The 15,847-nt window shown below is 45.9% G+C and carries 23 protein-coding genes; 18 read left to right on the forward strand and 5 right to left on the reverse strand.

What is annotated here, in order from left to right:
- Positions 1 to 130: 130 nt before the first annotated feature.
- A complete protein-coding gene (locus tag DACSA_RS17905; RefSeq protein WP_015231096.1) occupies positions 131 to 880 on the forward strand; it encodes an HAD family hydrolase in 750 nt (249 codons plus the stop codon).
- On the opposite strand, the gene mreD is transcribed toward DACSA_RS17905, so the two are convergent.
- From mreD to ndhN, 5 genes are all read right to left on the reverse strand, one after another.
- Positions 877 to 1,371 (reverse strand): rod shape-determining protein MreD, encoded by a 495-nt coding sequence (gene mreD, locus DACSA_RS17910; RefSeq protein ID WP_015231097.1) that lies wholly within the window; start codon positions 1,369 to 1,371, stop codon positions 877 to 879. The two genes, DACSA_RS17905 and mreD, sit on opposite strands and share 4 nt — an antisense overlap.
- Before the next feature lie 705 nt (positions 1,372 to 2,076).
- The gene (locus DACSA_RS17920) at positions 2,077 to 3,174 is read right to left on the reverse strand and encodes an RRXRR domain-containing protein (protein WP_015231099.1); all 1,098 of its coding nucleotides are present in this window, start codon (positions 3,172 to 3,174) and stop codon (positions 2,077 to 2,079) included.
- Positions 3,175 to 3,410: 236 nt separating this feature from the next.
- Complete coding sequence (ltrA, locus tag DACSA_RS17925) at positions 3,411 to 5,318, reverse strand: group II intron reverse transcriptase/maturase (protein ID WP_015231100.1); 1,908 nt, start codon at positions 5,316 to 5,318, stop codon at positions 3,411 to 3,413.
- A gap of 741 nt (positions 5,319 to 6,059) precedes the next feature.
- On the reverse strand, positions 6,060 to 6,680 hold the full coding sequence (locus DACSA_RS17930) for a vWA domain-containing protein (protein WP_015231101.1): 621 nt from the start codon (positions 6,678 to 6,680) through the stop codon (positions 6,060 to 6,062).
- A gap of 24 nt (positions 6,681 to 6,704) precedes the next feature.
- Positions 6,705 to 7,181 carry an NAD(P)H-quinone oxidoreductase subunit N gene (gene ndhN / locus DACSA_RS17935; protein WP_015231102.1) on the reverse strand — a complete coding sequence of 159 codons (477 nt, stop codon included), beginning with the start codon at positions 7,179 to 7,181 and terminating at the stop codon, positions 6,705 to 6,707.
- Positions 7,182 to 7,687: 506 nt separating this feature from the next.
- On the opposite strand from ndhN, the gene rplC reads away from it, so the two are divergent.
- From rplC to rpsE, 17 genes are read left to right on the forward strand one after another with little or no spacing between them, the layout of a single operon-like run.
- Positions 7,688 to 8,329: a 50S ribosomal protein L3 gene (rplC, locus tag DACSA_RS17940; protein WP_041235583.1), complete on the forward strand. Its 642-nt coding sequence runs from the start codon at positions 7,688 to 7,690 to the stop codon at positions 8,327 to 8,329.
- Between the two features lie 29 nt (positions 8,330 to 8,358).
- Positions 8,359 to 8,991: a 50S ribosomal protein L4 gene (rplD, locus tag DACSA_RS17945; protein ID WP_015231104.1), complete on the forward strand. Its 633-nt coding sequence runs from the start codon at positions 8,359 to 8,361 to the stop codon at positions 8,989 to 8,991.
- Positions 8,981 to 9,286 (forward strand): 50S ribosomal protein L23, encoded by a 306-nt coding sequence (locus DACSA_RS17950; protein ID WP_015231105.1) that lies wholly within the window; start codon positions 8,981 to 8,983, stop codon positions 9,284 to 9,286. Before rplD ends, DACSA_RS17950 begins: the two co-directional genes overlap by 11 nt.
- A gap of 35 nt (positions 9,287 to 9,321) precedes the next feature.
- Complete coding sequence (rplB, locus tag DACSA_RS17955; protein ID WP_015231106.1) at positions 9,322 to 10,149, forward strand: 50S ribosomal protein L2; 828 nt, start codon at positions 9,322 to 9,324, stop codon at positions 10,147 to 10,149.
- A 30-nt stretch (positions 10,150 to 10,179) separates the two neighbouring features.
- A complete protein-coding gene (rpsS, locus tag DACSA_RS17960) occupies positions 10,180 to 10,458 on the forward strand; it encodes a 30S ribosomal protein S19 (protein WP_015231107.1) in 279 nt (92 codons plus the stop codon).
- A gap of 6 nt (positions 10,459 to 10,464) precedes the next feature.
- Positions 10,465 to 10,827: a 50S ribosomal protein L22 gene (gene rplV, locus DACSA_RS17965; protein WP_015231108.1), complete on the forward strand. Its 363-nt coding sequence runs from the start codon at positions 10,465 to 10,467 to the stop codon at positions 10,825 to 10,827.
- 6 nt (positions 10,828 to 10,833) lie between these two features.
- Complete coding sequence (rpsC, locus tag DACSA_RS17970; protein WP_015231109.1) at positions 10,834 to 11,559, forward strand: 30S ribosomal protein S3; 726 nt, start codon at positions 10,834 to 10,836, stop codon at positions 11,557 to 11,559.
- Positions 11,560 to 11,619: 60 nt separating this feature from the next.
- On the forward strand, positions 11,620 to 12,030 hold the full coding sequence (rplP, locus tag DACSA_RS17975) for a 50S ribosomal protein L16 (RefSeq protein ID WP_015231110.1): 411 nt from the start codon (positions 11,620 to 11,622) through the stop codon (positions 12,028 to 12,030).
- 23 nt (positions 12,031 to 12,053) lie between these two features.
- Positions 12,054 to 12,314: a 50S ribosomal protein L29 gene (rpmC, locus tag DACSA_RS17980; RefSeq protein ID WP_015231111.1), complete on the forward strand. Its 261-nt coding sequence runs from the start codon at positions 12,054 to 12,056 to the stop codon at positions 12,312 to 12,314.
- Positions 12,304 to 12,594, forward strand: coding sequence for a 30S ribosomal protein S17 (gene rpsQ / locus DACSA_RS17985; protein ID WP_015231112.1), 291 nt, complete (start codon positions 12,304 to 12,306; stop codon positions 12,592 to 12,594). The genes rpmC and rpsQ overlap by 11 nt, the downstream gene beginning before the upstream one ends.
- Positions 12,591 to 12,959 (forward strand): 50S ribosomal protein L14, encoded by a 369-nt coding sequence (gene rplN / locus DACSA_RS17990; RefSeq protein WP_015231113.1) that lies wholly within the window; start codon positions 12,591 to 12,593, stop codon positions 12,957 to 12,959. Before rpsQ ends, rplN begins: the two co-directional genes overlap by 4 nt.
- Position 12,960: 1 nt before the next feature.
- Complete coding sequence (gene rplX, locus DACSA_RS17995) at positions 12,961 to 13,317, forward strand: 50S ribosomal protein L24 (RefSeq protein WP_015231114.1); 357 nt, start codon at positions 12,961 to 12,963, stop codon at positions 13,315 to 13,317.
- A gap of 56 nt (positions 13,318 to 13,373) precedes the next feature.
- Entirely contained in the window at positions 13,374 to 13,919 is a 546-nt protein-coding gene (gene rplE, locus DACSA_RS18000) for a 50S ribosomal protein L5 (RefSeq protein ID WP_015231115.1), read from the forward strand.
- A gap of 35 nt (positions 13,920 to 13,954) precedes the next feature.
- A complete protein-coding gene (gene rpsH, locus DACSA_RS18005) occupies positions 13,955 to 14,356 on the forward strand; it encodes a 30S ribosomal protein S8 (protein ID WP_015231116.1) in 402 nt (133 codons plus the stop codon).
- A 31-nt stretch (positions 14,357 to 14,387) separates the two neighbouring features.
- The gene (gene rplF / locus DACSA_RS18010; protein WP_015231117.1) at positions 14,388 to 14,927 is read left to right on the forward strand and encodes a 50S ribosomal protein L6; all 540 of its coding nucleotides are present in this window, start codon (positions 14,388 to 14,390) and stop codon (positions 14,925 to 14,927) included.
- Positions 14,928 to 14,932: 5 nt separating this feature from the next.
- Complete coding sequence (gene rplR, locus DACSA_RS18015) at positions 14,933 to 15,295, forward strand: 50S ribosomal protein L18 (RefSeq protein WP_015231118.1); 363 nt, start codon at positions 14,933 to 14,935, stop codon at positions 15,293 to 15,295.
- Positions 15,296 to 15,304: 9 nt separating this feature from the next.
- On the forward strand, positions 15,305 to 15,820 hold the full coding sequence (gene rpsE, locus DACSA_RS18020; protein WP_015231119.1) for a 30S ribosomal protein S5: 516 nt from the start codon (positions 15,305 to 15,307) through the stop codon (positions 15,818 to 15,820).
- The last annotated feature ends 27 nt before the right edge of the window (positions 15,821 to 15,847 follow it).

Raw genomic sequence — 15,847 nt, forward strand, 5'->3', positions numbered from 1 at the left:
TTGCAATTCTAGTTGTTAATATAAGTTTTTCTAATTAAAAAGTAGCCCAAAATACTAGAAGACTTATCTGAAAATTGTTAGAGTGAAAGTTGCCTGACAAAAACGTCTTTCCTGAAATAAGTGATTAACCATGATTTTAGAAACTCTCCCGAAAATGGAATCTTTTTCTCAGCCCAGTGGGCGAACTGAAGTGTTAACTGTATTTTGTGATTTTGATGGACCATTAGTTGATGTTTCCGATCGTTACTACAATACTTATCAAATTGCCCTTAATCAAACTTATGAGCATTATCAGGAAGATGGCTCGTTTTTAACGCCTAACGTGCTGACAAAAGAGCAATTTTGGCAGATGAAACAAGAGCGAGTTTGTGATCAAGAAATTGCTTTACGTTCAGGCTTACAATTGCAACATATTCCTTATTTTGTTCAACAAGTGAGGGCAATTGTCAATGAATCTTTCTTGCTAAGAAAGGATAAGTTTCATCAGGGAGTGAATTGGGCGTTGGCGCTTCTCCATTGCCAAGGGGTGCGTTTGGTTGTGGTGACGTTACGCTGTCAGGAACAAGTGACCCAGCTTTTAAATAATTATGGCTTGTTACGGTTGTTTAGTGGCGTTTATGGAACAACCGATGAAACGATCGCCTATCGTAATAATGTCGAATGCAAAACCGCCCTGTTGAAAAAAGCGATCGCGGAACATGGGGACGATCGCGCTTGTATGGTTGGCGATACGGAAGCCGACATTCTCGCCGCCCAAGCCACAGGAATCAGCGCGATCGCCCTCACCTGTGGCATTCGTAGCAGTAATTATCTCCAACAATTTCAACCCGATTACATTGAAAACGATCTTCTTTCGCTTACAAAAACTTACCTGAGTTAATCTTTGTCCAGTTTGTCCCAAAAGTAGTTTAAGGGATAGTAAACCACTGGCGCCCATAAACTACTCAGCAACGCCGAGACGATCGCGATCGTTTGATGTTGAGTCCAAATTGTCGTCAAGCGAGAAAAGTCTAAAATCGTATATTGAAGGGCGGTAAAGGTTTCTGCAATCACTGCCATCACAAAGACAATCAGCGCGATCGAGATGAAGTCTTCTTGAATATACTTTTCCTTATCAATCCGTCCTGTTAAAAATCCCACTAAAGCTAAACTAAACACATGAGAGGGACTTGATAGGCTCATCCCATCTTGAATTAATCCCGCTGCCATCCCTCCGATTATCCCTTGCCAAGGCGGTCGTTTAATACTCCAAGCCACCACCCAAATTAACAACCAATGCGGTCCCAATCCCAATAAAACTGTCCCTTGAAAACGGGTTGGGGAAAGGAGGCCACACAAAAGCAGGGAACTGATAGTAATTAGACAATTCACAATTCGCAATTAAGAAGAATAGAAGACCAATAATGGTAACTCGCTCTCGACAGTGATGGATGTTGGGTTTCACCGAACCTACGGTGTTGATTGTTCGATTTTAAGGAATTATATCAGGTTCGCCCGATCGATAAATTAGTCATTAGTCATTAGTCATTAGTCATTGGTCATTAGTCATTAGTCATTAGTCATTAGGTAGAGACCTTCCATACTTCGACAAGAGTTCGGCGAGGCTCACTCGAGCCGCTCAGTAACAGGAACGTCTGTATATTAGTCATTGGGAAAACTGATCTCTTACTAATCACGAAGGACAAAGAACGAAGGACAAAGGACAACCATGTAGGCTCTTGTGAAGCTAGCGCGAAACCCAACACCAATCATAAGTAAATACTCGATCGGGTCAGGGTTTCAGTTTAATTCAGCAAACCTAAACTAGAACTCAATCCATACAGTGATCGATGTTGGGTTTCACCCAACCTACTACTGACCGATCGATGTTGGGTTTCACTCAACCTACCATTCATCAAAGCCCCCCAGAATTGGGGGGTTGGGGGGCAACTCCCACTGACCGATCGATGTTGGGTTTCACTCAACCTACCATTCATCAAAGCCCCCCAGAATTGGGGGGTTGGGGAGCAACTCATCTATTCTTCGTGCTGGAGACTCCCAATATAATCGGTAACTGAGCGCGGTCGAAGTTCTGATTTATTGGGAGAGGAAAGCACGTCCTCCTGTTTGTGTGTTTACGATTAAGTTAGTGTTTCGTTTCAAAAGTTGAGTCTTTTTGGCTGAAAATTGTCCCAATCTTTTCCAATCAAAATCGGAAACCGATACTTGAGTTTTTGTATCACCCCCTACCCAACCTCTGAACTTAACTCCTTTCCTTTCTGTCTCGACATAATCTCCCTTACGGAAACCGTGTCTGGTTACTGTTCCTCCGTACTTCCGTCTTACCCCACCTTTAGCTGGAAGCATTAAGTGAAGCTGACGGCGACTAACTGGAGGTCTCTTGATGACAGAAAAAGGAGCATTAGTTATCTCAACACTTCCCTCAAACCATCCTTTGTCTCCTTTTAAGTATTTGTACTTTAAGAAATCGTGGGAAGCTAAAGCCACGCCATCAACGGCGTGAGTGGCAGGATTCTGATTTGATTTCTCTCGGTCTTTTTCCAAGCCTAGAGAATCTCGTCGTCTTGCTGTTTCCCACCCGAATTTAGTGGTGACGGGAGCAATGCTCGGCAGCCACTGTTCCGTCATTACCTTTTGTCCTACCATAACAGGAGAGAACCCCTTATCCCCTTTCGCTTTCAAGATTTCGTAGATGATTGAGGAAATGGGAAAAAGTTGGGATAACTCTTTGACCACACGATATTCAAGCTGTCGGTTTGCCTTGATACTGGGAGGGAGTTTATGACCTCGGCGGTTATCAAACCGTTTCTGACGATGAGCGCGTTGGTCAAAAGGGAGTTTACGGTTAATCCGCCGTCCTCTTCTTCCACGGCGCATCATGGCTCTGGTTTCCATGCGGTCTTTAACCCGTTGAAAGGGCAACTCTAAATGAGCAGTAAACAAAGTGGCTTGGGAAGACTGAACTCCTATTCCTGAGTAATGTTTCCCTGGGTCAACTCCCACCGCTATGGGTTGGATTTCTTCTCCAGAGTCAACAGTTAACTGGATAGCGAAGGAATGTAAGTCGTTTTTGTAAATCACCGCTTTTCCTTCTTTGAGCCAACGTCTAGCACGACTTGTTTTAGTCGGCATTAGTGGTCTTCCTTCTTTACTGATAACTGGTACACGATACATGGATATAATCCTTACGCTCTGGAAGTTTTAAGTCTCCTCGCCCACCTAACTCAAGATGTCCCTTCTTAAGGCAACCCTCCAACAGGTTTTAGAGAGGTACAAACTGGAGAAGAATTTGTACGTCCGTGCCAGAGTTAGGCTCAATGGGCTATTGTTACCTAAGCCAGAAGGTCGCCCTCCTGACTCGGCTTCAGAACGGTACGTGAAACTTTCGCTTCATACCGCTCCTCTTCAAACTACGCTGTACTAACAGAACTTCCCTGCGTAGTTTCCGATTTACGACCTTTCTTTGTTTTCTTTTGGGCTTTCTTTTGCCCTTTGTTATTCATTTGTCGTTGTCGGTCTTCAGCAGTTTTCTGATGGTGACAATGACGATGAAGTAATTGTAAATTCTTGTAATGGTCTTTGCCCCCTTCAGCTTTAGGGACGATGTGGTCAACCTCCACTACATCTTCATCCTTGATGTAAAGCCCACAACGAGTGCATCTGCCTTTCTGACGCTTCATCAGTGTAGCAACCCGTTTAGATACACCAGGGTATTCTCCCCGACGTTTACTCCAATACCGCCAATCTCCATCGTAAGGAGACCTTGTACCCTCGATTTTTATATGTCTTTCAACTGGTGTCCATGCGTGTTTCCACAATTCGTGCGTACCCGCAACAGGAGAATTTGGTACATCAGAAGGAGTTGAGAAGACCCATTTGTCTTTTCTATCCTCTTTAGTTAAATCTTTCTCCTTAGTCAAATGAAAGTATCTCTCTTCACACCATTTGAGGGTTTTGTTAGGATGACGGCGTTTAATCCAGCGACGTAATTTGTTATAAACTAAATGGTCTATGTGTTTGAATGTCTCTTTTGAGCAGACTGTTTTGTGATAGTTGCACCATCCTATAATAATCGGATTTAGCTTCTCAATGATTACCTCTTGGGATTTACCTCTCATTGAGTCCAACACTTCCACAATCTTTTCATAGTGTGTTTTGACACTTTTGTCACTAGGTTTGATTATTGTCTTGAATCCGAGAAGATGACCACTACCATTCTCTCCAGAATGTTTCTTCCCGACCTTATATTGTCGGACGTTCCATCCTAGAAAATCGAACCCTGCTTTCGTTTCATCCGTATCATGCAAGGTGTGGCAAATTCTCGTCTTGCTCTCGCTTAATTCTAAGCCTAAGTCTTGTAACCATTGTTCAATCAGCATTTTTGCTTGTTGGATGATGGATTTATCCTTGTGGAGAACAACAAAATCATCTGCATACCTTACGATGGAGATACTCCGACGGTTTACCGACTTTCCTCCTCTTCCTTTCCAGGTTTCAGCCCATTGTTTTATGTACTCCTCCAGTCCATGCAGGGCGATGTTTGCCAATAGAGGACTTATCACCCCCCCTTGTGGTGTTCCCTCATTTGTTGGCATCCAATCACCTCTATCCAAGACCCCCGATTTCAACCAAGCTCGAATTTGTCGAGCCATAGTCGGGGCTGTATTAAGTTTTTGTAAGAGAACCTCGTGGTCAATACGGTCAAAGCATTTAGAGATATCTGCATCTAAAACCCATTTGGATTTTTGTTTAATAGTCCCATATATTGCTTCTCTCGCATCATGGCAAGAGCGTCCTGGTCTAAATCCGTACGAATTCGGCTCAAATTTTGCTTCCCATTCTGGCTCTATAGCCAATTTGAGAAGTGCCTGCCTCGCACGGTCTTCCATTACTGGAATACCCAAGCCACGTTTATCTTTGCGACCTGGTTTCGGAATCCAGACCCGTCTTAAGGATTTACCCTTCCCTGTAAGGGTCAGGTTTTCAGCAAGGCTCAATCGTTGTTTAGGACTTAGGCTTTTTACACCATCTATCCCTGCGGTATTCTTACCCTGGTTATCCTGCGAAATGCGCCGTACAGCTAAGAGTTTAGCGCACCAAGACCTCAACAATAATCTTTGGAGTTTGTGAACTTTAGCCACGTCACCACTTAGAGAAGCTCGATAAATCCGTTTTTGGAGCTTAAACACCCGTATTTCAACCTCCTTCCAGTCAATCTGACTCCACTCCGTCTCTGCCATGAGATTAAACCCAAAGCCTAACCAGAGCATTAAAAAGGTCTTTGTCCGAGCATCACATTTATACTTCATTGAGTTCATAACTTTACCCTACTTCACTTATTATCTTCGTAATCTAAAGTGGCTACGTCTGCTTATCCTCCTTGTTAAAGAAGGCTTTTGCTTCTTAGCCAATCCTGCCCTCGTCCTACCTGACAAATGAGCCAGAGATTGCATCCCGACAGACTACTTGAGAAATCGACCTTCCCCAAGAGTATGAACGAAGGTTATTTCGTTTCTGATTTCCATTCATTGAGACTTTAGCCCCCTACTATCCTCCGAGTAAATCTATAGGTGTGATATAAGCTACTTGATACTTATATCATTTTACTCTGGTCTTATTTCGACCCTTGCGACAGCCTTTACGCAAGTTCCTAATTACGAAGGTTCAAGCATAGGTTTGTTGACTAGACATAGCCTCTTGCTAGGGATTTACCAGTTTAGGCTTCCAGCAGTGACCCCATTTAACCCTGCTTCATCCTCAAGTGGTCAACTCTGTAGATGAGGGTTACGCTGTCCTCTCACACCCTGAGAGGGATGGGCTTGAATTAACGGGTTAGACCCTACCTATTTCTTAGCTGTTGCTCCACAGGCTCTCACCAACATGAAAATCAAATTGTCAAGGTTTTATACCCATAGGGTTTAACCAAGCTCTGGCTTATACCTTAGAGTTCGAGGGAACTAAGCGCGATTTCACCAGAAACGAATCGCACCAAGTCTTTAGGACTCCGTTGGTAGAGTCAATCTCCCGTTATACCCGAAGGGTTAACGGGAGTTCTTGAATTAATCAGTAATTGCTTTCAGCAACACATCTGGGAGGCTACTATTTCCCATTTCCGTCATCGTAATCGTGTCAACAATATCAAACTTTGCTCCCGCGTCTAATAATTGATCATCTAAGGCTTTTAAATACTCAGTAACCTTCGCATCCTCCCCCACTTGAATCAGAGAAATGCCTAACTCATCATCGCGATCGAGCTTTCGGGAGGTTTCTATAATAAAACGCATCACTCCTTTACGATCTTCAGGTTCTCCATCCGTAATCACTAAAATCGTTTCTCCGTTGGGTTTGGTTTCACCAGCCGCTTTGCGTTGAAAATAGTTTTCGATCGCATCTTCTAACGCAGCCAGCAAATCCGTTTTTCCCATCGGATCATTTTCCGCATACACCTGAGAAACCTTACCTGATGTTACATTATCGTAACGTCTAAAGCGACTAGAAAAGAGATAAACCGTAATCCCATCGGGATCATATTCTTCGCACTGTTTCGCTAAAGCGTAAGTCGATTCTTGCGCCACTTCCCAGCGAGATTTCCCCCCTGGCTGATCTTGAGTGGACATACTCTGACTTTTGTCGATGAGTAATGTGTAATCTCGATTCCGAATTAAAGCATTTTCTTCCACGACTTCACCTTCCTGTCTCTACTTTTAAGCAGCGGCTAACAATGATGATAATTTCTCCCAACGGAAAGCGCGATCGCCCCCTAATTCCACAACCACTCTCACTTTCGGTTCAATTTCGTGAAACTTCGCCAAATAATCCAATTCTTGGCGGGAGAGAACAAACCCTTCAATCAGCCATAAGACTAACCCTTTTTTATTCTCAGGTAAGATATCTAATTGAGAATCCACGATCGGAGGCAGAAAATAAACATCTCCCACCGCCGCACTTTGACCAATATTTTTCTTTCCCAGATGAGCGGGACGAACGCCATGCACCCTTTTTAAGTAGGAAGCGGGGTCTCCCAACCCTTTCGCCGTCAGATGCAGGGTGACATATCCCTTCGTGCGTAAACGACGCTGATAACGCCCTTCAAAGCCTCCTTCGGACGGCGCATAAACCGCCAGCGCCCCAGATGTTTCCAGATCACGAATAAACTTGTTACCAGTTGTTAATAGTGGCATCGGTTACTTTAATTTTTATAAAATCCTCAAGCCATATTTTGACACAATCTTAGGGGATAAAATCAGTTCTCATTGCATCTTGCATAAATCCTTTAGATTTGATATAGTTATTGATTGTGACTCAAAAATCGGAAAAAGCAGTGTAACGCTCAAAGCACGAACTGCTGAAAACCGAATGAACCCAAAATAACACCGAGATCGAGTCGCCTCGTCACGGAAACTGGAGAAACCCTTATCAGCTTTCTTCAAGTCTTGACGAAACCCAAGCGACTGTAGAAGCTCAGATTCTAACTAATCGCCCTTCTCAGACTCAATCAACAACACGAACAGTGGGTGTAGTGCGAAAACAATTGCAGTCGAAACCAGAAGGGAAAACCTAGATGAAATCGTTATTCTTGAGGACGCTAGTCGCTCCAAACCTCAATTGTATGGGGTAGAGCCGTCTTTGGGTCGCATCTTGTCATGGTAAATCTTATATTGTTGTTTATTTTTAAGGGGGATCATCTGTGTCTGTCGGTTTAATGGGTCGAAAACTGGGAATGACTCAAATTTTTGACCAAGAACAAGGAACTGCAATTCCCGTAACAGTGATTGAAGTCGGTCCCTGTACCGTCACCCAAATCAAAACCCCCAGTACGGATGGTTATAGCGCCGTTCAACTGGGTTATCGCAATACAAAAGAAAAACTGCTCACGAAACCCGAATTAGGACATTTGAAAAAAGCAGACGCGCCTAACCTCAGTCACTTAAAAGAGTATCGGGTGCAAGATACCAGCGAGTATGAACTGGGACAATCTTTAAACGCGGAACTATTTAGTGAAGTGGAATTAGTAGATGTTAGGGGAACGAGTACGGGTCGCGGTTTTGCCAGTAATCATAAGCGTCACGGCTTCGCACGGGGTCCCATGACTCACGGCTCGAAAAACCATCGTCTTCCAGGGTCGATCGGACCTGGAACAACTCCAGGGCGAGTTTATCCAGGAAAACGAATGTCGGGACGCATGGGCGGAAAAACCGTCACCACCCGCAAATTAAAAGTGGTGCGAGTCGATAGTGAGAAAAACGTGATCTTGGTTAAGGGGTCAATTCCTGGGAAATCGGGAGGATTATTAAGCATTACTCCCAGTAATATCGTCGGGAAAGCCTAAGTGAAAGGAAAACTGGAAACAAACGAACTATGGTTAACTGTGTCGTAAAAAATTGGCAAGGAGAAGCGGTGGGGGAAGCCACCCTAGAACTAAAAGTCGCCAAACCTGAAAACGCAGAACATATTGTCCATCGGGCAGTGGTTCGGCACACTACCAATGCGCGTCAAGGTAGTGCTTCCACGAAAACGCGGTCAGAAGTGCGCGGTGGCGGACGCAAACCTTGGCGACAAAAAGGAACAGGACGCGCTCGCGCGGGTTCGAGTCGTTCCCCGTTATGGCGCGGTGGTGGTGTCATTTTTGGACCGAAACCCCGTGATTTCAATATTAAAATGAACCGCAAAGAACGGCGGTTGGCGTTGAGAACGGCTTTGGCAAGTCGAGGGGAAGATTTATTTGTGGTTGAACCCTTCGCGGAACAACTTCCCCAACCGAAAACGAAAGATTTGGCACAAGCGCTGACTCGTTGGGGGATTGAACCTGGCGTTAAGGTGTTGATGATCTTAGATGAGTTTGCGGATAATGTCGCTCTCTCAGCACGAAATTTGCCCAATGTGAAGTTAATTCGAGCCGACAGCTTGAATGTTTATGATGTTCTCTTGGCGCACAAGATTGTCACCACCCCCAGCGCGATCGAAAAAATTCAGGAGGTTTATGGTGATTGAAAAAACTGAGCGTGACTTAATTGATTTAGTCCGCAAACCCGTGATTACGGAAAAAGCGATCGTTCTCTTAGAGCAGAACAAATATGTGTTTGATGTGGCAAAAAAAGCCACTAAACCTGACATTAAAAAGGCGATCGAAACGTTATTTGAGGTGACAGTGACCAAGATTAACGTGCAGAATCTGCCTCCGAAAAAACGCCGCATGGGGAAATATATGGGGAAAAAAGCTCAATATAAGCGGGCGATCGTCACGTTAGCCGAAGACGATGAAATTACCCTATTCCCAGAAGTTTAAACTATTGTCTGTTGTCATAGCGCAAGGAAAAAAATATGAGTATCCGTTCCTATCGCCCTTATACCCCAGGGAGACGACAAGCCACCGTTTCCGACTTTGCAGAGATTACCCGCTCGAAACCAGAAAAATCTCTTACCAAATACAAACATCGTAAAAAAGGACGGAATAATCGCGGCGTTATTACCAGTCGTCGTCGCGGTGGTGGTCATAAACGTCGTTATCGTCTAATTGATTTTCGCCGTAATAAGCACAATGTACCAGCAGAAGTGGCAACCATTGAATACGATCCCAATCGGAACGCCCGCATCGCGCTGGTACAGTACCAAGACGGAGAGAAACGCTATATCCTTCACCCAGAAGGATTGAACGTGGGAGACACCATCATTTCTGGTAATGATGCTCCCTTTGAAACGGGAAATGCGATGCCTTTAAGTCGGATTCCTTTAGGAACAGAAGTTCACAACATCGAAATGGTCGCGGGAAAAGGCGGTCAAATCGTGAGAGCTGCTGGAACCGCCGCGCAAGTGGTCGCAAGAGAGAAAGGCTATGTCAGTCTCAAACTTCCTTCCCGTGAAGTGCGGATGGTGCGAGAAGAGTGTTTAGCTACCATCGGTCGCGTCGGAAACGCCGAACACCGTAACTTGACGTTAGGGAAAGCTGGTCGATCGCGCCACTTGGGACGCAGACCCAAAGTTCGAGGAAGCGTAATGAATCCAGTGGATCACCCTCATGGCGGTGGTGAAGGACGAGCGCCCATTGGTCGTCCGTCTCCCGTTACTCCTTGGGGAAAACCGACTTTGGGGGCGAAAACTCGCAAGAAAAACAAACCCAGCGACAAGTTTATTGTGCGCCGTCGTTCTTAACCATTTTCAACACATCAAGAGGGAAAAAACATGAGTCGTTCCTTAAAAAAAGGTCCCTACGTTGACGATAAACTTTTGAAAAAAATTGAAAAACTCAACGCAGCGGATAAAAAAGAAGTCATTAAAACGTGGAAACGGGCTTCCACCATTATCCCGCAAATGGTCGGACACACGATCGCGGTGTATAACGGCAAACAGCACGTTCCCGTCTTTGTCAGCGACCAAATGGTCGGACACAAACTGGGAGAATTTGCTCCCACCCGTACCTTTAAAGGACACGCTAAAAGCGATAAAAAAGCGCGGAGATAGAAACTTATGCCAGTAGATACCACTGTTGAAACGAAAGCGATCGCTCGCTATATTCGGATGTCTCCCCATAAAGTGCGACGGGTGTTAGACCAGATTCGCGGCTGTTCCTACCGAGAAGCCCTGATCATGCTCGAATTTATGCCCTATCGTGCTTGTGATCCCGTTCTGAAAGTGCTGCGATCGGCAGCCGCCAACGCCGAACATAATCAAGGACTCGATCGCGCCAGCCTAGTGATTAGTAAAGCCACCGCCGACGGGGGTCCCTCCTTGAGACGGTTTCGCCCTCGCGCTCAAGGACGAGCCTATCAAATTCGCAAACCCACCTGTCACATCATGATCGCCGTCGCACCAAACACCGAGGAAAACTAAATCACTATGGGACAAAAAATTCATCCAACCGGGCTGAGACTCGGCATCACCAAAGAACACCAATCTTGCTGGTACGCAGACTCCAGACGCTACCCCGAACTCCTGCAAGAAGACTACAAAATCCGTCAATACGTCCAAAAAACCCTCAATAACGCTGGCATTTCCGCCACTCGCATTGAACGGAAAGCCGACCAAATCACCCTGCAAATCCACACCGCACGCCCTGGCGTTGTCGTTGGTCGCGGTGGTAGTGGGATTGAATCCTTACGAGTCGGCTTACAAGAGCTTCTCGGCGGCAACCGTCAAATCAGCATTAACGTGAGTGAAGTCTCCCAAGTCGATGCTGATGCGGTTTTAATCGGGGAATATATCACCCAACAACTTGAACGTCGGGTGTCTTTCCGTCGCGTTGTGCGCCAGGCTATGCAACGAGCGCAACGAGCAGAAGTGAAAGGCATTAAAATCCAAATTAGTGGACGACTGAACGGGGCAGAAATTGCTCGTACCGAATGGACAAGAGAAGGACGAGTTCCCCTGCATACCCTTCGCGCTGACATTGATTATGCCTACTGTACTGCAGCCACCATTTACGGCATTTTAGGCGTAAAAGTGTGGATATTTAAGGGCGAAATTCTCCCCGAAGACGAAGAGCAACAACAAGCCGATCTTAATGTTGTCCCCCGTCGCCAACCCCGTCGTCAAAAATTTGAAGACCGTTCCGAGGAGAATTAAGTCATTAGTTATTGGGTAACAACTAACAAATAACAAGTAACAAATAACAAATAACCAATCATGCTGAGTCCCAAGCGAACAAAATTTCGGAAACAACACAGAGGGAGAATGAGAGGGCTATCCCATCGCGGCAATACCATTAACTTTGGTGAATTTGCCCTGCAAGCGATCGAACCCTCTTGGATTAACTCCAGACAAATTGAAGCCGCCCGTCGAGCCATGAACCGTTACCTCCGTCGGGGTGGGAAAATCTGGATTCGGATTTTTCCTGATAAACCCATCACCATGCGCGCTGCCGAAACCCGAATGGGATCAGGGAAAGGAAACCCTGAATATTGGGTCGCTGTCGTGAAACCAGGACGCATCATGTTTGAAATTGGTGGTGTCAGCCAAGAAGTCGCTCAAGAAGCCATGCGACTCGGAGCGCAAAAACTCCCCATTAAAACCAAATTTTTGATCCGTGAGGAATAACAATAATTAAAGGAGGAGGAAAAATGCCATTACCCAAAATTGACGAAGCTCGCGCTCTCAATGACGAAGACCTGGCGCAGGCGATCGTTGATGCGAAACGAGAACTGTTTAACCTGCGATTTAAACAAGGAACTAGACAGGAAGAGCAAGCAAAACCCCATGAATTTAAGCATCTGCGCCGTCGCATCGCCCACTTATTAACCGTAGAACGGGAACGAGAACTGGCGAAAACAAAAACTACCTCATTAGAAACAGTGGAGGAATCGAGCAACAATGACAACTAAAGAACGCATGGGTGTTGTAGTCAGTAACAAAATGCAGAAAACCGTTGTGGTAGCAGTGGAAAACCGCTCTCCCAGTCGGAAATATGGCAAAACCGTTGTCACCACCAAACGCTACAAAGTCCACGACGAAAACAACGACTGTCAAGAGGGCGATCGCGTTCGCATCCGAGAAACCCGTCCCCTTTCCAAAACCAAACGCTGGACAATCGCAGCGATTATCGAATCCGCAAGCGGTCAAGCACCACCTCAACCTCTAACCTCAGAACCAGAAGAACAATGATCCAACAAGAGACGATTCTCAATGTCGCTGATAACAGCGGCGCTCGTAAAATTCAATGTTTGCGTGTGATGCGTGCGGGAAATTGTGCCTACGGACGCATCGGCGATGTGATTATTGGCGTGGTGAAAGACGCACTGCCCAATATGCAGGTGAAAAAATCAGACGTGATCCGTGCCGTTATTGTTCGGACTCGTTACCCCGAACGTCGGGATAGTGGCATGACCATTCGTTTCGACGATAACGCAGCGGTGTTAATCAACGCTGACAATAACCCCAGAGGAACACGGGTTTTTGGTCCCGTAGCGCGAGAACTGCGCGACAAAAACTTTACCAAAATTGTCTCTCTAGCGCCGGAGGTATTGTAAGATGCCCAAAAAAAATCGCACTCAACCCCTTCCCAAACGGTACAAAATGCACGTCAAAAAAGGCGACACCGTACAAGTCATTTCGGGAAAAGATAAAGGAAAAGTGGGAGAAATTCAACAAGTCATCCCCAAAGAATCCCGTGTGGTGGTGGAAAACGTAAACGTTCGCACCAAACACCTGAAACCGAAACAAGAAGGAGAAAAAGGGCAGATTATCACCTTTGAAGCGCCGATTCATAGCTCCAATGTGATGCTCTACTCCAATAAACAATCCTGTGCGTCTCGGGTTAGCTATACCTACACCGAAGACGGACGGAAAGTGAGAATGCTCAAGAAAACAGGCGAAATTATTGATTAATTTGGCTCAACTCCTGACCAAGACCAGGACAACCCAATTGAGACCGAAAAAAAACTATGACGCAACGACTAAAAACCACCTATATCGAAACCATTGCTCCCCAACTCAGACAAGAGTTTGGCTACAGCAATGTCCATGAAATTCCAAAAGTAGTGAAAGTGACCGTTAATCGCGGTTTGGGGGAAGCCTCCCAAAATGCCAAAGCACTAGAACTGTCTGTGAAAGAAATCGCCACCATTACGGGGCAAAAACCTGTAGTGACTCGCGCCAAAAAAGCGATCGCTGGGTTTAAAGTCCGCGAAGGAATGCCCGTCGGGGTGATGGTGACGCTACGGGATCAACGGATGTATGCCTTCCTCGATCGACTGATTAACGTCTCCCTTCCCAGAATCCGAGATTTTCGCGGCATTAGTCCCCGAAGTTTTGATGGACGAGGCAACTACAACCTCGGTTTAAGAGAGCAAATTCTCTTCCCAGAGATTGAATACGACAGCATTGATCAGATTCGCGGGATGGATATTGCCATCATTACCACCGCCAAAACCGATGAAGAAGGTCGCGCCCTACTTAAAGCCATGGGAATGCCCTTCCGAGAACAATAATCACGCGCTTTGCACAGGAGGGAAAAGAGGAACTAATGCCATCCACAGATACAATTTCCGATATGCTCACGCGGATTCGCAATGCTTGCATGGTACAACATGAAACCACCGTTGTCCCCTTCAATAAAATGAACCGCAACATTGCCCGCGTTTTAAAAGAAGAAGGTTTCATCGACAGTTACGAAGAAGTCGGTGAAGGATTGAAAAAACAAGTCTTGATTTCTTTACGCTATCAAGGTCGTAATCGTAAACCGATTATTAAAAAACTGCAGCGTGTCAGCAGACCTGGTTTGAGAGTTTATTCCAACCATAAAGAATTGCCTCGGGTTCTCGGTGGCATTGGCATCGCCATTGTCTCTACTTCCAGTGGCATTATGACTGACCGCGAAGCCCGAAAACGGCGCATCGGCGGAGAAGTTCTCTGCTATGTCTGGTAAATTCAGCACTGATTGTAAGGAGTAAATCATCATGTCACGGATTGGTAAATTACCGATTCCAATTCCTAAAAAAGTCGAGATTACCCTCGATGGGAAACTCGTCAAAGTGAAAGGTCCGAAAGGGGAATTGGAACAGACAATGCCCGATTTTGTCACCATTGAACAAGAAGAAGACCGAATTTTAGTGCATCGGGTGAACGATTCTCGGAAAGCGCGAGAACGTCATGGTTTAGCCAGAACCCTCGTCGCCAATATGGTACATGGGGTGTCTCAAGGATTTGAGCGACGCTTGCAAATTCAAGGGGTTGGTTATCGGGCGCAAGTTCAAGGACGCAACTTGATCTTAAATGTGGGATACAGTCATCCCGTTGAGATTGTTCCCCCTGATGGGATTCAAGTGGCAGTCGAAAAAAATACGGAAATCATTATTAATGGCATTAATAAAGAATTGGTCGGTAACTTGACGGCAAAAATTCGCGCCGTTCGACCCCCTGAACCTTATAAAGGGAAAGGGATTCGCTTTCTCGGTGAACAAGTCCGACAAAAAGCTGGTAAGTCAGGGAAGAAATAACAACGATGAAGAACAATCGCAGAGAGTTAATCAAACAGCGCCATCGTCGGATTCGGCGCAAGGTGCAAGGAACAGCCCAACGCCCTCGTTTAGCTGTTTTTCGATCGCATCAGCATATTTATGCCCAAGTCATCGACGACGACAAACAACATACGATCGTTGCAGCTTCCACCGTCGATCCCAATTTACGGCAAACCTTAAACGCCACTGCCACTTGCGAAGCCTCCGCAGCGGTTGGCAATTTAGTCGCCCAACGGGCGTTAGAACAAGGGATTAAGCAGGTGGTATTCGATCGCGGCGGCAACATTTACCATGGACGAGTCCGTAGTCTTGCCGATGCCGCACGGGAAGCTGGACTAGAATTTTAAGGGGGAAATATGGCAAAACGCAATCAAGGTAAAAAAGGTGACGATAGCCAATACCAAGAACGGGTGATTCAAATTCGCCGCGTTAGTAAAGTGGTTAAAGGCGGTAAAAAACTCAGTTTCCGCGCGATCGTGGTCGTGGGGAACGATCGCGGTCAAGTGGGCGTTGGCGTTGGCAAAGCAGGAGATGTCATCGGGGCCGTCCGTAAAGGGGTCGCTGATGCCAAAAAACAATTAGTTGATATTCCCATCACCAAAGGAAACTCGATTCCGCATCGTGCCGATGGCTTTGCTGGGGGCGCAAAAGTAATGATTCGCCCAGCGGCCCCAGGTACAGGGGTAATTGCTGGGGGTGCAGTGCGTACTGTTCTCGAATTATCTGGGGTGAAAAATATCCTCGCCAAACAACTGGGGTCTTCTAATCCCTTGAATAACGCGAGAGCCGCGATCGATGCGCTTTCTTCCTTACGCACCTTTAAAGAAGTCGCCGACGAACGAGATGTTTCCTTAGAACAAATCTTCTCCTAGTCTCAGGACAAGTTTAGAGTGACTCAA

Source organism: Dactylococcopsis salina PCC 8305, from assembly GCF_000317615.1.
Taxonomy (GTDB): domain Bacteria; phylum Cyanobacteriota; class Cyanobacteriia; order Cyanobacteriales; family Rubidibacteraceae; genus Halothece; species Halothece salina.